This window comes from Bradyrhizobium sp. ORS 86, assembly GCF_045571475.1.
Taxonomy (GTDB): domain Bacteria; phylum Pseudomonadota; class Alphaproteobacteria; order Rhizobiales; family Xanthobacteraceae; genus Bradyrhizobium.
This window is the reverse complement of record NZ_CP120699.1, coordinates 944,839-957,687: the sequence shown is the minus strand read 5'-3', so window position 1 is coordinate 957,687 and position 12,849 is coordinate 944,839. Positions and strand designations below refer to the sequence as shown.

Below are 12,849 nucleotides of genomic sequence, written 5' to 3'. Positions count from 1 at the left end.
GAGGGTATCAGCCGTGAGCACCGCGCCGCATTTCGACATCGATGTCTCCACCTTCTGGCAAGATCCTTACCCGACCCTTGCGCGGATTCGCAGAGAGGCGCCGATCGCCTTTGTGCCGCAACTCGGCAGCACACTGCTGTGCAGCCGCGACGATATCTTCATCTCGGAGAAGCAGATCGACGTGTTCTCGTCGCACCAGCCCGAAGGGCTGATGAACAAGCTGATGGGCCACAACATGATGCGCAAGGACGGCGACGCGCACATGAACGAGCGCAAGGCGATCTTCCCGGCGATCTCGCCGAAGACGGTCCGGTCGCACTGGACCGCGCAGTTCCAAGGACACGCGACGCGCATCCTCGACGAATTGAAGCCCGACGGTGTGATCGACTTCGTGCAGGCTTTCGCGCTGCCATTTTCGGCCGAATGCCTGAAATCGATCACCGGCCTCACCAACATGCGCTACCAGGACATGAACGCGTGGTCGCAGGGCATGATCGACGGCATCGCCAACTATATCGGCGATGCCGCCGTCGAAGCGCGCTGCCACGCCGCGACCTCGGGCATCGACGCCGCGATCGACGACATGGCGCCGGTGCTGCGCAAGACGCCCGACCTCAGCCTGCTTGGCGTGTTGCTGCAAACCGACATGCCGATGGAGAGCGTGCGCGCCAACATCAAGCTTGCGATCTCCGGCGGCCAGAACGAGCCACGCGACGCGATCGCGGGCACGGTGTGGGCGCTGCTGACCCATCCCGACCAGCTCGAACTGGCGAGGAGCGGCGGCATCCCGTGGCTGCAGGCTTTCGAGGAATATGCCCGCTGGATTTCGCCGATCGGCATGTCGCCGCGCCGGATCGCAAAGCCATGGACGATCCGGGATATCGCCTTCGAGACCAATGAGCGGGTGTTCCTGATGTTCGGCTCGGCGAACCGCGACGAGAAGCATTTCGACGAGCCCGACAAATTCGATGTCCGCCGCGATGCCAGCAAGAGCATCGCGTTTGGAGCAGGTCCGCACTTCTGCGCCGGCGCGTGGGCCTCGCGCGCTATGGTAGCCGATGTTGCGTTGCCCGCGATCTTCGGGCGACTGAACAATCTGCGGCTGGTTGCGGACCGGCCGCCGCGGATCGGCGGCTGGGCATTCCGCGGACTGCTGGATCTGCCGGTGATGTGGGACGCATAGCCGCCAAACGGCGTGATCAGCGGCCCCAGCGCAGCACGACTGGATCGAGTTGACGCGCGATCTCGATCAGGCCGGCGCGCGTCGCCGGATGGAGCGGCTGCAGCGGATGCCGAACCATGTCCGACTTGATGACGCCACCCTCGCGCATCAGCACCTTGCAGGCCTGCAGTCCGCATTGGCGGTTCTCGTAATTGATCAGCGGCAGCCAACGCGCATAGGCCTGCATCGCCTCGTCACGGCGGCCTGCGAAGAATGGATCCATGATCTGCCGGATGCCGTCGGGATAGCCGCCGCCGGTCATCGCACCGGTCGCGCCGGCGTCGAGATCCGCCATCAGCGTGATCGCTTCCTCGCCATCCCACGGCCCCTCGATCACGCTGCCACCCTTCTCGATCAGGCCGCGCAGCTTGTTCGCAGCCATCGGCACCTCGATCTTGAAATATCTGATGTTGGCGAGCTCCTTGGCCATCCGCGCCAGGAAATCGGCCGAGAGCGGGGTGCCCGCGACCGGCGCATCCTGGATCATGATCGGAATGCCGATGGCATCCGACACCACCCGATAGAATTCATAGATACTCGCCTCCGGCACGCGGAAGGTCGCGCCGTGATAGGGCGGCATGATCATCACCATCGCGGCGCCGGCGGCCTCGGCCTGGCGGCTGCGCGCGGCGCACACCGCCGAAGAGAAATGCGTCGTCGTGACGATCACCGGGATGCGACCGGCGACATGCTCGAGCACCGCATGCATCACCGTCTCGCGCTCGGCATCCGTCAGCACGAACTGCTCGGAGAAGTTGGCGAGGATGCAGATGCCATGGGAGCCGGCATCGATCATGAAATCGATGCAGCGGCGCTGCCCGTCGAGATCGAGATTGCCGTTGGCATCGAAGATGGTCGGCGCCACAGGGAAGACGCCGCGATAGGGGCGCTTTGCGGAAACAGTCATGCCAGAACCTCGCTCGCGATCTGTTACACCTTGCGGAACGGCAACGGCGGCCCTTCGAGCCTGCGCAGGCCCGGCTCGCGCCGTTCCAGCCACCAGCCATACTGCTTCGGCCAGGACGCGAAAATCTCGCCGCTTCCGCCGCCAAGCGCAAGCTCGGCATGCAGCGGCCAGTTCGGATCGAACAACGCCTCGCGGCCGATTGCGATCACATCGGCGTGGCCATTGGCCAGAATGTCCTCGGCCTGCTGCGGATGCAGGATCAGGCCGACCGCGATGGTGGCGATATCGGCAGCGCGGCGGATCTCATCGGCATAGGGCACCTGGAATCCGTAGCCACGCGGAATCCGCGCCGCGGTCGCCGAGCCGAGCAGACCGCCGGAGGAACAGTCGATCAGATCGACGCCACGCGCCTTGGCTTCGCGGGCAAACGCAATCTGGTCGTCGAGCTGCAAGCCACCATCGATGCCGTCGACCGAGGAAATCCGCACCGACAGCGGCCGCTCCGCGGGCCAGGCGGCGCGCACAGTCTCGATGATCTCGAGCGGATAGCGCATGCGCCCGGCGCGATCGCCACCATAGGCGTCGGTCCGCCGATTCGACAGCGGCGACAGGAATTCGTGCAGGAGATAGCCGTGCGCGCAATGCACCTCGACGAATTCGAACCCCGCCTCCAGCGCGCGCAAAGTGGCGAGACGCCACTGCTCCCGGAGCGCGGCAAGCTCGTCGACCTCGAGCGCGTGTGGCATCAGCCAGCCTTCCTCCATCGGGATCGCGCTCGGCGCAACCGTCCGCCACGGCAGATCGCCGCGTGCCCGGTCGGCCGCATCGAGCGCGGCGTTGCCGTACCACGGGCGCTGCATGCTGGCCTTGCGGCCGGCATGCGCGAGCTGGATCGACGGCACGGCGCCGTTGTCCTTCAGGAAGGCGGCGATGCGCTCGAGCGGCGCGATCTGATCGTCATTCCAGATTCCGACGTCGCCATGGGTGATGCGGCCTTCGGCCACGACGGCCGCAGCCTCGATCATCACAAGCCCGGCACCGCCCTGAGCGAATTTGCCGAGATGCACGAGATGCCAGTCGCTGGCGAGGCCGTCGATCGCCGAATACTGGCACATCGGCGAAATCAGGATACGGTTGCGGGAGGTCACGCCGCGAAGCGTGATCGGCTGAAACAGAAGCGGCTGCGACATCAGTACCTGCGGGAGCATAGGGCGGGCAAAATGATGCCGGAAAGCTAGGCGGCTCGCCGCCTCATCGCAAGCCGCCCAACGACGCAGGCGATAGGAGCTGGAGGCATACGGGCGGTAACAGGGAGGTCAACCGCAATGGAATCGAAGCCGCGGCTCCAGCAAACTTGGCCGGTTGGTAAACGCTGCGTTTCCTGATGGAGGCACATCGACGATCGCAAATCATCCCGGACATCACTACATTGGGCGGATGAAGAAGATCGGATTCCTCTCGTTCGGGCACTGGACGCCCTCGCCACAATCGCAGACGCGTTCCGCCGCGGATACACTCCTGCAATCCATTGACCTTGCTGTCGCCGCCGAGGAATTGGGTGCGGACGGCGCGTATTTCCGCGTCCATCACTTCGCCCGCCAGCTTGCCTCGCCGTTCCCCCTCCTGGCGGCGGTCGGAGCGAAAACCAGCCGCATCGAGATCGGCACCGCCGTGATCGACATGCGTTATGAGAACCCGCTGTACATGATCGAGGACGCCGGAGCAGCGGACCTGATCGCGGGCGGCCGGCTTCAACTCGGCATCAGCCGTGGCTCACCCGAACAGGTGATCGATGGCTGGCGCTACTTCGGCTACCAGCCGCCCGAGGGCGAGAGCGAAGCCGACATGGGGCGACGTCACGCCGGGATCTTCCTCGACCTGCTGCGCGGACAGGGATTCGCGCAGCCGAATCCGCGGCCGATGTTTCCCAATCCGCCCGGTCTGCTGCGGCTCGAACCTCATGCGGACGGCCTGCGCGAGCGGATCTGGTGGGGTGCCGGCTCAAACGCCACGGCGGTGTGGGCGGCGAAGCTCGGCATGAACCTGCAGAGCTCCACCCTCAAGAACGACGAAACGGGCGAGCCCTTCCACATCCAGCAGGCAGCCCAGATCCGCGCTTATCGCGCGGCCTGGAAGGAGGCCGGTCATACACGCGAGCCCCGGGTCTCCGTCAGCCGCAGCATCTTCGCGCTGGTCGACGATCGCGATCGCGCCTATTTCGGAAACGACCAGGCGGAAGACCAGATCGGTTTCATCGACCAGCGGACGCGGGCGATCTTCGGCCGCAGCTACGCCGCCGAGCCGGACAAGCTCATCGAGCAGCTCAAAGCCGACGAGGCCATCGCGGAAGCCGACACCCTGCTGCTGACAGTCCCCAACCAGCTCGGCGTCGCCTACAACGCACATGTGATCGAAACCATCCTGACCCGGATCGCACCCGCCCTCGGGTGGCGCTGATGGGTTCACGCGTCCGACAGTCGGCTCCCGGTAACCGAGTGAGCACGCCCTGATGCGACAGAATGTCGGCGCGCGGACCTCGGTGCATGAAAACGCGCGTTGGAGCGGGCGAAGGGAATCGAACCCTCGTATGCAGCTTGGGAAGCTGCCGTTCTACCATTGAACTACGCCCGCGATCTCAATCGCTTAAAGTTGGTCTCGCCTTGCGAGACCCGCCGGACCATAGCCCGGGCCGAGGCAAAGGATCAAGCGTGCATTCGCGTTGGTTCACGGATCTCCCTGACCGGAGTTTTCGAGCGAAGTGGACACCGGTCACGTAAGGAAAACGCGTCAAAACAACAATCTGGAGTTTCGGCTTCTGATTCAATCAGAACCGAAGCTGCTTTAGTCGTCGAGCCGCACCAGTACATCGTTGATTGTAAATGGCGCTGCGGCGGGTATGGCGTCGCAGGCCCCGCGGCGCGCAAAGATACACGCCTCGCCGTTACCGACCTTGGCGCAACTGCGTCGTGAAAATCCTGCCGGGAGGTCATCTGCCGAGTCCGGGCGCGCGAGGATGCGATTGAACGCAGGCACGGTCGCCTGGACCGCCGCCCGGAGGTCCCCGTTTACAAGCGAATCGCGAGGCTGAAGCAAATAGAGCGGCGACGGGCCCGATAGTCGTTCCCGGCCCGGCAAGAAGTAGAACGGAAGATTGTAGAGCGCGAGTCCGCAGAATTCGGGGTCACCGCGCAGCTCCGCCGCAAGACGCGCGGCACCGACGCCGCGCATCATCCAGTCGTCACGCATCTGTTGGCTCGCCCCAACAAGGAGCACGGAGACCAGTGCCCACGCGCCTGCGATCATCGGCAACGCCCAAGGCCGCCATGCGCCTCTCGCACGCAACGACCGGATCCAATCGGCCGATCCCAGCGCCGCCACAATGATGAGCAGGACCGCCGACAGGAATATGAAGCGGTATTCCTTGTGCCCAATCAGGCTGTGGAAGCCGACGTTCACGAGCGCCACTCCGAGCAGGAGCGGCGCGTGCCGAAAGCCCTGCCAGATCGCCCAGGCCAGCGGTACGATCGCCACGGACCACACCACCCAGAAACTGACGAGATAGGTCACCCAGGAGGTCACGCCGAACCCGGCCGCGCGATCGTGCAGCAGGTTCTGTTCGATATTGGCCACGAGCCAGCCGAACGGGATAACGCCGTGTGCGACGTCGACCACTGCCGCGAACAGGAGCACGACGAGCCCCCCGCCGGCCATCGGAATCGCGTTTCGCCAGCACCGCCAACACGCCCCGATGGCAAGGACTGCGATGGCCGGCGCATATTGAAAGCGGCAGACAAAGGCGAGGGTCAGCAAGGCTCCGCCGATGACGAGGCGTCGCTGCGACGGCCCGTCGGTCAACAGCAGCGCCGCCGGCACGATGAGCGCCGTCGCCAAGGGCTCGCTCAACGTATGCGGCGCGAACAGGATGAGCTCGAACCAGATGGCGGCAACGAAGGCCGCGACGATGGCGTGAGTTCGCGAGATCCGCGCGCCGAAGAACCACGCGCTGACCACGATCGACACCGATGCGAGCGCGGCAACCAGGCGAGGCACGACGAACGCCCCCGCGCCACCAGGCACGACAAGGTCACCCAGCGCGACAGGGCCGGCCAGCAAGGTCGGCAGGAACCAGCCGCGAATGCCGTAACGCCACTCCCACGTGACGATGCCGTCATGGCCCAGCAGCCGCCAGGCCGGCTCGAGATATTGGAAGATCTCGTCGGCATGGATGGTGTTGGGCCAGAACGCCAGCGGCAGGCGCAGCGCCAGGGCGAGCAGCACCAACGCTGCCAGATCATGGAAGCGCCCGGTCGATGCTTTGGCCATATCATCCGGCGATGGATCGGCGCCTGGTCTCGTCATTCGTCCGCCGAACCCATCCGAAGGCCCGCAATATCGCGGAGCTGCAAATTCGAGCGAGATAGATATCGCTCAAGCCTTTAAGATGGGTGAGCGGACGCAGGCGCTCGACATCCGCCACACCATCCGTCGTATTCTTAACCGAATGTGAAGATTCCAGATGCGTCACTATGTCGACCGCATCTCACCAAATGGCTGCAGTGTCTCCAACGGCGGCTGCTCTCGATCGAAGGCGGGCACCCGACCGCGAGCAGGCCCCTGTTCGACGTCCCGCTCCCCGTTGCGTCGCCGCGTCCGCATCCTTAAATTCTGCGTATGAACCGCACCACGCTGTTGCAGCGCGATCGCATTACCGTGAACAAGTTTGAGTGCACGGCGGAGCCCGGCGACAAGCCGTTCGCGGAGCAATTCGCCTGCCATTCAGTGTCCTATGTGCTCAAGGGCAGTTTCGGCTGTCATTGCCGCGGCCGCTTCCACGAGCTCGTGGCAGGATCGTTCCTGATCGGCCATCCCGGCGACGAATACACCTGCACCCACGACCATGTCGTCGGCGACGAGTGCCTCTCGTTCTTCCTCGACCCGGAGCTGGTGGAGGCGATGGGCGATCGTGCCGCGGCCTGGCAGGTCGGCTCGGTGCCGCCGCTGCCGGAATTGATGGTGCTCGGCGAGCTGGCGCAAACGGCGGCAGATGGCAACAGCGACGTTGGACTCGACGAGATCGGACATCTGCTTGCCAGCCGCTTCGTCGAGGTGGCGTCCGACCGCAAGGCAAAGCCTCTCACCGCCGGCCAGCGAGACCGCCGCCGCGCCGTGGAGGCGGCGCTGTGGATCGACGCCAATTCGCATCGCGCGATCGATCTGGACGACGCGGCGAAGCAGGCCGGCCTCAGCACGTTCCATTTCCTGCGGCTATTCTCCGCCGTGCTCGGCGTCACGCCGCATCAATATCTCGTGCGCTCGCGGCTGCGCCATGCGGCGCGCCGGCTGGCCGACGACGACAGTCCGATCACCGACATCGCCTATGACGTCGGCTTCGGCGATCTCTCCAATTTCGTGCGCAGTTTCCACCGCGCCGCCGGAACCTCGCCCCTCAAGTTCCGCCAGGCCTCGCGGGGCGACCGCAAGATTTTCCAAGAACGCCTTGCACTGCAATAGCTAGGGTTTCTCCAGGCCCGCGCGTCGCCGACGCGCCCATTTCTGGAGAGCATCATGTACGACCATATCGGATTGCGCGTTGCCGATCTCGACGCCAGCGTGCGCTTTTACACCGCGGCGCTGGCGCCGCTCGGCTTCGTGCTCTGCTCCCGCGACGACAGCGGCGCCGGCTTTGGCCCGAAGGGTCAGCCGGCGCTCTGGCTGCATTTGCACAAGGGCAAGGCTCCAGGCGGCGCCCATGTCGCCTTCCGCGCCCCGAGCCACGCGGCGATCAAGACATTCCACACCGAAGGCGTGAAGGCTGGCGGCAAGGACAACGGCGCAGCAGGACACCGCAAGGACTACAGCCCGACCTACTATGCCGCGTTTCTGATCGACCCCGACGGCAACAATGTCGAGGCGGTGTGCACCTGACGAGGAGAATTCACATGGCATCCATTCACAAGGATATCCCGATCGACGCGCCGGCCGACCACGTCTGGGATGCGCTGCGTGATTTCGGCGCGCTGCACACCCGGCTGGTGCCGGGCTTCGTCACCGACACCAAGCTCGACGGCGACGTGCGCATCGTCAGCTTCGCCAACGGCACGGTGGCGCGCGAGACGCTGGTCGACTGCGACGACAACCGACGGCGGCTGGTCTATGCGATCACCAGCGAACGGCTGAAGCAGCATTCGGCCTCCGTGCAGGTGTTCGCGGAGGCCGACGGCCGGTGCCGGGTGGTGTGGATCGCCGACGTGCTGCCACACGAGATCGCGCCCTACATGGACGCGCAGATGGACCGCGGCGCAGCGGCGATGCAGACCGCGCTGAAGCAATCGGCGAAGGCGAGGAATATGGCCTGAGACATCCATCACCGTCGCCCTGTGAGGGGGCCGCCAACGCGGTCCGCGCGAAGCGCGGCCCGATGATAAACTCCGCGGCCGTCTCCAAGGGCGACAGGTTGAGAAGATCTTACGACAGCGCCGGCTGCACCTTGGCGACTGGCGCCGTCTTGCCCCAGCGCGTCAAGATCACGCTGAGGCAGGAGAGCACGCCGAGCACCCCCATCGAGGCCGCGGCGAGCGCGAAGAAATTCTGCGCGGTTGCCTCGTGCGTCGTCAGCCACCAGCCGCCGGCGCCGATGAAGATCAGCCGCGCGGTCTGCGCCAGCACGGGGCCCAGCACCTTGGCGGCTCCTTGCGAGGAGAAGTACATCGACATCGCGAGGCCGATGAAGGCGTACATCGGGGCAGCGGTCGAGAGATAGTGATGGCTCGTGCTCCGAACGTGCGGATCGTCGGTGAAGAGATTGACCCAGAGGTCGGGGAAGACGGCGATGAAGCTGCCGACCGCGCCGACCGCGAGGAACGACACCGTGCCCGCGGTCCACGCGATGCGCCGGGCGCGCGCGACGCGCTCGGCACCTATGGCCATGCCGATCATCGGCACCGACGCGATGCCGACGGCGAAGGCCACCGAGGTCAGCATGAATTCGAGCCGCGCGCCGATGCCGTAGCCGGCAAGCACCGCGGTGCCGAACTGCGCCAGCATATGGGTGAAGATCGAGATGGTGAGAACCGACTGCAGCGGCGAGAAGCAGGAGACGGCGCCGACCTTCAGGATGTCGATGAACATCACCCGTTGCACACGCAGCCCCCAGAGCTTCGGCCTGACGCGGGCGCGGCCGGAGAACAGGTACCAGCCCATCACGCTGATGCTGATCGCATAGGCGATCAGCGCGCCTGCGGCGACGCCGCGCATGCCGAATTGCGGCACCGGGCCGAGGCCCAGCCCGAGCGTGCCGCCCAGCATGATCTGCCAGACCGCCGACGACAGGATCATTGTGGAGGGCAGTTTCATGTTGCCGGTGCCGCGCAGGATGCCGGCCATGGTGTTCATCAGCCAGGGCAGGATCGCACCGCCGAAGAACACTTGCGAATAGGCAATCGCCTGCGCCAGCACGTTGCCGCGGCCGCCGAGCAGCTCGAGCAAACGCGGGCCGAAGATCAGCATGCCAAGCATGAACGTGACGCCGAAGGTCAGGCCGATCAGCAGCGCGTGTGCCGCGAGCGTCGAAGCGCGCTCGATCTCGCCGGCACCGAGCGCCCGCGCGATCGAGGAGGCGACGCCGCCGCCCATCGCGCCGCCCGACATCGTCATGGTCAGGATCACGCAAGGAAACACCAGCGCCATCGCCGCGAGCGACTCGACGCCGAGGCGGCCGATATAGGAGGTCTCTGCGATCACCACGCAAGTGCCGGCGGACAGCGCGATCACGTTCGGCCAGGCGAGCCACAGCAGCGTGCGCAGGATCGGCCCATCGAGCAGCGCGTTGCGCGCCGGCCTTGTCACCGGCGGCGGCAGCGGACGTTCGTCTTCATCGACGGGTATTTCGGCGAGGCCGAGATCGGACATTTCATCTCCCGCGCGATCTCTGAAGGCGCCGCGCCATGGTGCTTGCCTACCATGGCAACCACAGATTCCATGTGCGCGGAACGCAAGGGGGACCTGCGCGATTGCGGGTGAACCTTTGCGCCAGCCTCTCGCTTACGCCGTGATGTGAAATCCGGCTTGCGGAATTTCGTTACGCGCGAAAATGTTTCGAGAGCTTCAGGCCCTGCGCCTGGTAGTTCGAGCCGATGCGCTGGCCGTACAGCGCGTCAGGGCGCTCCAGCATGCGCTCGTATACGAGACGGCCGACGATCTGGCCGTGCTCGAGAATGAACGGCACTTCGCGCGAGCGGACTTCGAGCACGGCGCGTGCGCCCTTGCCGCCGGCGCCGGCATAGCCGAAACCGGGATCGAAGAAGCCGGCATAGTGGACGCGGAATTCGCCGACCAGAGGATCGAACGGCACCATTTCCGCCGCGTAGTCCGGCGGCACCTGCACGGCTTCCTTCGACGCCAGGATATAGAATTCGCCGGGATCGAGGATCAGGCTGCGGTCGGAGCGCGCCTTGATCGGCTCCCAGAAATCATCGACCGGATAGCCGCCGCGGCGATCGATGTCGACCACGCCGGTGTGGCGCTTGGCGCGGTAGCCGACGAAGCCGTTCGAACTCTCTCCGGACAGATCAACCGAGAGCGCAACCCCCTGGGTGAGATCCGCATCGTCGATATCGACCAGCCGCTCGGCGGCATGCAGCGCGTCGAGCTCGTCGGCATCGAGGACGGCATCGCCGATCCGGAAGCGGATCTGGCTGAGCCGCGAGCCTTCGCGCAGCAACACGGGAAACGTCTTCGGGCTGATCTCGGCATAGAGCGGGCCGTGATAGCCGGCGCCGATCACGTCGAAGCGTCGGGTGCCGTCGGCAATCACGCGGGTGAACACGTCGAGCCGGCCGGTCGAGCTCTTGGGGTTCGCCGCGGCGACGATCTGCGGCGGCAGCGCGAGGCTCTCCAGCAGAGGAACGATATAGACGCAATTGGTCTCCAGCACTGCGCCATCGGAGAGGTCGATCTCGTGCAGCTTCAACTCGTCGATGCGCTCGGCGACCGTGGAGTCAGGCCCGGGCAAGAAGCTGGCACGGACCCGGTAGGCGATATCGCCAAGGCGCAGGTCGAGGCTCGCCGGCTGGATCTGGCTCTCGACAAAGTCATAGGCGGGCAGAATGAGCCCGGCATCCGCCATCTCCGCGATCATGCGGTCGGGCAGGATTCCATTGGCTTCGTCTTCCAGCTCGAATGACACGGTACGGGTCCCCTAGGATGGCCTGATCATATCCTGAACGGCCATCCAAAGCCCCAAAAACTGGGCTTTTAGGGGTTATCCGATGACCGCCTTGACGGAAAGGGCACGAGGGAATATCAGCAGCAGTTATCCCGTGGTGATTTGAGCCGGCCGGCTTGCAGCCACGTAAAATAAGTCGCTAAACAGGCCGGGGACAGTGTGATCCCGGCCTGTGGAGATTGCTCCAGGCCGGTTTTTTGTGGCCATTTTCTTGAGGAAATGGCCACGTCGGAGGTCACATGTCTGAATCTGAAGCTACCCGCCGCTATCGCCCCGAAACCCGCCTGGTCCATGGCGGCACGCTGCGCTCGCAATTCGGCGAGACGTCGGAGGGGCTGTTTCTCACCCAGGGTTACGTCTACGACACCGCCGAGCAGTGCGAGGCACGCTTCAAGGGCCAGGACCCCGGCTTCATCTATTCGCGCTATTCCAACCCGACCCTCGCGATGTTCGAGCGTCGCATGATCGAGCTCGAGGGCGCGGAAGCTGCGCGCTCGACCGCGACCGGCATGGCCGCGGTGACCACCGCGATCCTTGCGCCGCTCAAGGCCGGCGATCACGTGGTTGCATCGAAGGCGCTGTTCGGCTCGTGCCTCTACGTGGTGCAGGACCTGTTGCCACGCTACGGCATCGAGACGACACTGGTCGACGGGCTCGATCTCGACCAATGGCAGCGCGCGTTGCGGCCGAACACCAAGTCGTTCTTCCTGGAGAGCCCGACCAATCCGACGCTCGACGTGCTGGATATCTCCGCAATCGCCAAGATTGCGCATAGCGGCGGCGCCCGCCTCATCGTCGACAACGTGTTCGCGACCCCGATCTGGCAGAGCCCGCTGTCGCTCGGCGCCGACGTCGTGGTCTATTCCGCGACCAAGCACATCGACGGCCAGGGCCGCTGTCTCGGCGGCATCATCCTGTCGTCGGAAGCCTTCATCGCCGAGCATATTCACAATTTCATGCGCCAGACCGGCCCGTCGCTGTCGCCGTTCAACGCCTGGGTGCTGCTGAAGGGGCTCGAGACGCTCGGCATCCGCGTGCGCGCGCAGACCGACAACGCGGCGAAGATCGCCGAGGCGCTGGCGAGGCATCCGAAGATCACGCGGCTGGTCTATCCCGGCCGCGCCGACCATCCGCAGGCCGAGACGGTGAAAAAGCAGATGGGAGCCGGCTCAACGCTGGTCGGCTTCGAGGTGAAGGGCGGCAAGGCCGGTGCCTTCCGCTGTCTCAATGCGCTGAAGATCTCGCGCATCTCCAACAATCTCGGCGATGCCAAGAGCCTGGTCACGCATCCGGCGACCACGACGCATCAGCGCCTGGTGCCGGAAGCCCGTGCCGAGCTCGGCATCAGCGAGGGCTTCATCCGCTTCTCGGCCGGGCTGGAGCATGCCGACGACCTGATCGAGGATTTCGAGCAGGCGCTGGAGAAGGTGTGAGGCTGACGTAGCAACCCTCCCTCTCGCGAACCGTCGTCCCTGCGAAAGCATGCGAAAGCAGGGA

At 65.1% G+C, this 12,849-nt stretch carries 11 protein-coding genes, 1 tRNA gene and 1 riboswitch; of the genes, 6 read left to right on the top strand and 6 right to left on the bottom strand.

The features are described from left to right. Positions 1–13: 13 nt before the first annotated feature. Positions 14–1,183, top strand: coding sequence for a cytochrome P450 (locus P6U25_RS04320; protein WP_407150231.1), 1,170 nt, complete (start codon positions 14–16; stop codon positions 1,181–1,183). Between the two features lie 16 nt (positions 1,184–1,199). On the opposite strand, the gene P6U25_RS04315 is transcribed toward P6U25_RS04320, so the two are convergent. Next, positions 1,200–2,129 carry a dihydrodipicolinate synthase family protein gene (locus P6U25_RS04315; protein WP_407150230.1) on the bottom strand — a complete coding sequence of 310 codons (930 nt, stop codon included), beginning with the start codon at positions 2,127–2,129 and terminating at the stop codon, positions 1,200–1,202. 23 nt (positions 2,130–2,152) lie between these two features. Further along, a complete protein-coding gene (locus P6U25_RS04310; protein ID WP_407150229.1) occupies positions 2,153–3,319 on the bottom strand; it encodes an NADH:flavin oxidoreductase/NADH oxidase in 1,167 nt (388 codons plus the stop codon). A gap of 247 nt (positions 3,320–3,566) precedes the next feature. On the opposite strand from P6U25_RS04310, the gene P6U25_RS04305 reads away from it, so the two are divergent. Continuing rightward, positions 3,567–4,586, top strand: a complete 1,020-nt coding sequence (locus P6U25_RS04305; RefSeq protein ID WP_407150228.1) for an LLM class flavin-dependent oxidoreductase — start codon at positions 3,567–3,569, stop codon at positions 4,584–4,586. 100 nt (positions 4,587–4,686) lie between these two features. On the opposite strand, the gene P6U25_RS04300 is transcribed toward P6U25_RS04305, so the two are convergent. Together P6U25_RS04300 and P6U25_RS04295 are read right to left on the bottom strand one after the other, a co-directional pair. Beyond that, positions 4,687–4,760: transfer RNA gene (locus tag P6U25_RS04300), tRNA-Gly, on the bottom strand. A 210-nt stretch (positions 4,761–4,970) separates the two neighbouring features. Next, positions 4,971–6,452, bottom strand: coding sequence for a 4-amino-4-deoxy-L-arabinose transferase (locus P6U25_RS04295; RefSeq protein WP_407150226.1), 1,482 nt, complete (start codon positions 6,450–6,452; stop codon positions 4,971–4,973). Between the two features lie 348 nt (positions 6,453–6,800). On the opposite strand from P6U25_RS04295, the gene P6U25_RS04290 reads away from it, so the two are divergent. Genes P6U25_RS04290 through P6U25_RS04280 form a run of 3 tightly spaced genes read left to right on the top strand, consistent with a single transcriptional unit; the run spans position 6,801 to position 8,485 of the window. Then, a complete protein-coding gene (locus P6U25_RS04290; protein ID WP_407150225.1) occupies positions 6,801–7,640 on the top strand; it encodes a helix-turn-helix domain-containing protein in 840 nt (279 codons plus the stop codon). 54 nt (positions 7,641–7,694) lie between these two features. Then, positions 7,695–8,054, top strand: coding sequence for a VOC family protein (locus P6U25_RS04285; protein ID WP_407150224.1), 360 nt, complete (start codon positions 7,695–7,697; stop codon positions 8,052–8,054). Between the two features lie 14 nt (positions 8,055–8,068). Beyond that, positions 8,069–8,485, top strand: coding sequence for an SRPBCC family protein (locus tag P6U25_RS04280; RefSeq protein ID WP_407150223.1), 417 nt, complete (start codon positions 8,069–8,071; stop codon positions 8,483–8,485). Between the two features lie 109 nt (positions 8,486–8,594). Here the strand turns inward: P6U25_RS04280 and P6U25_RS04275 are convergent, their stop codons facing one another. Next, the gene (locus P6U25_RS04275; protein ID WP_407150222.1) at positions 8,595–10,037 is read right to left on the bottom strand and encodes an MATE family efflux transporter; all 1,443 of its coding nucleotides are present in this window, start codon (positions 10,035–10,037) and stop codon (positions 8,595–8,597) included. Positions 10,038–10,206: 169 nt separating this feature from the next. Beyond that, positions 10,207–11,265 carry a 2'-deoxycytidine 5'-triphosphate deaminase gene (locus P6U25_RS04270; RefSeq protein ID WP_407152412.1) on the bottom strand — a complete coding sequence of 353 codons (1,059 nt, stop codon included), beginning with the start codon at positions 11,263–11,265 and terminating at the stop codon, positions 10,207–10,209. A 171-nt stretch (positions 11,266–11,436) separates the two neighbouring features. Beyond that, a riboswitch (SAM riboswitch) is annotated at positions 11,437–11,516 on the top strand. Between the two features lie 75 nt (positions 11,517–11,591). On the opposite strand from P6U25_RS04270, the gene P6U25_RS04265 reads away from it, so the two are divergent. Next, entirely contained in the window at positions 11,592–12,785 is a 1,194-nt protein-coding gene (locus P6U25_RS04265) for an O-succinylhomoserine sulfhydrylase (RefSeq protein ID WP_407150221.1), read from the top strand. Positions 12,786–12,849 lie beyond the last annotated feature (64 nt).

Coding starts and splice junctions, on each gene's coding strand:
- P6U25_RS04305 (WP_407150228.1), top strand. CDS start 3,567: ATGAAGAAGATCGGATTCCTCTCGTTCGGGCACTGGACGCCCTCGCCA.
- P6U25_RS04280 (WP_407150223.1), top strand. CDS start 8,069: ATGGCATCCATTCACAAGGATATCCCGATCGACGCGCCGGCCGACCAC.
- P6U25_RS04275 (WP_407150222.1), bottom strand. CDS start 10,037: ATGTCCGATCTCGGCCTCGCCGAAATACCCGTCGATGAAGACGAACGT.
- P6U25_RS04295 (WP_407150226.1), bottom strand. CDS start 6,452: ATGGCCAAAGCATCGACCGGGCGCTTCCATGATCTGGCAGCGTTGGTG.
- P6U25_RS04290 (WP_407150225.1), top strand. CDS start 6,801: ATGAACCGCACCACGCTGTTGCAGCGCGATCGCATTACCGTGAACAAG.
- P6U25_RS04265 (WP_407150221.1), top strand. CDS start 11,592: ATGTCTGAATCTGAAGCTACCCGCCGCTATCGCCCCGAAACCCGCCTG.
- P6U25_RS04315 (WP_407150230.1), bottom strand. CDS start 2,129: ATGACTGTTTCCGCAAAGCGCCCCTATCGCGGCGTCTTCCCTGTGGCG.
- P6U25_RS04310 (WP_407150229.1), bottom strand. CDS start 3,319: ATGTCGCAGCCGCTTCTGTTTCAGCCGATCACGCTTCGCGGCGTGACC.
- P6U25_RS04285 (WP_407150224.1), top strand. CDS start 7,695: ATGTACGACCATATCGGATTGCGCGTTGCCGATCTCGACGCCAGCGTG.
- P6U25_RS04270 (WP_407152412.1), bottom strand. CDS start 11,265: ATGATCGCGGAGATGGCGGATGCCGGGCTCATTCTGCCCGCCTATGAC.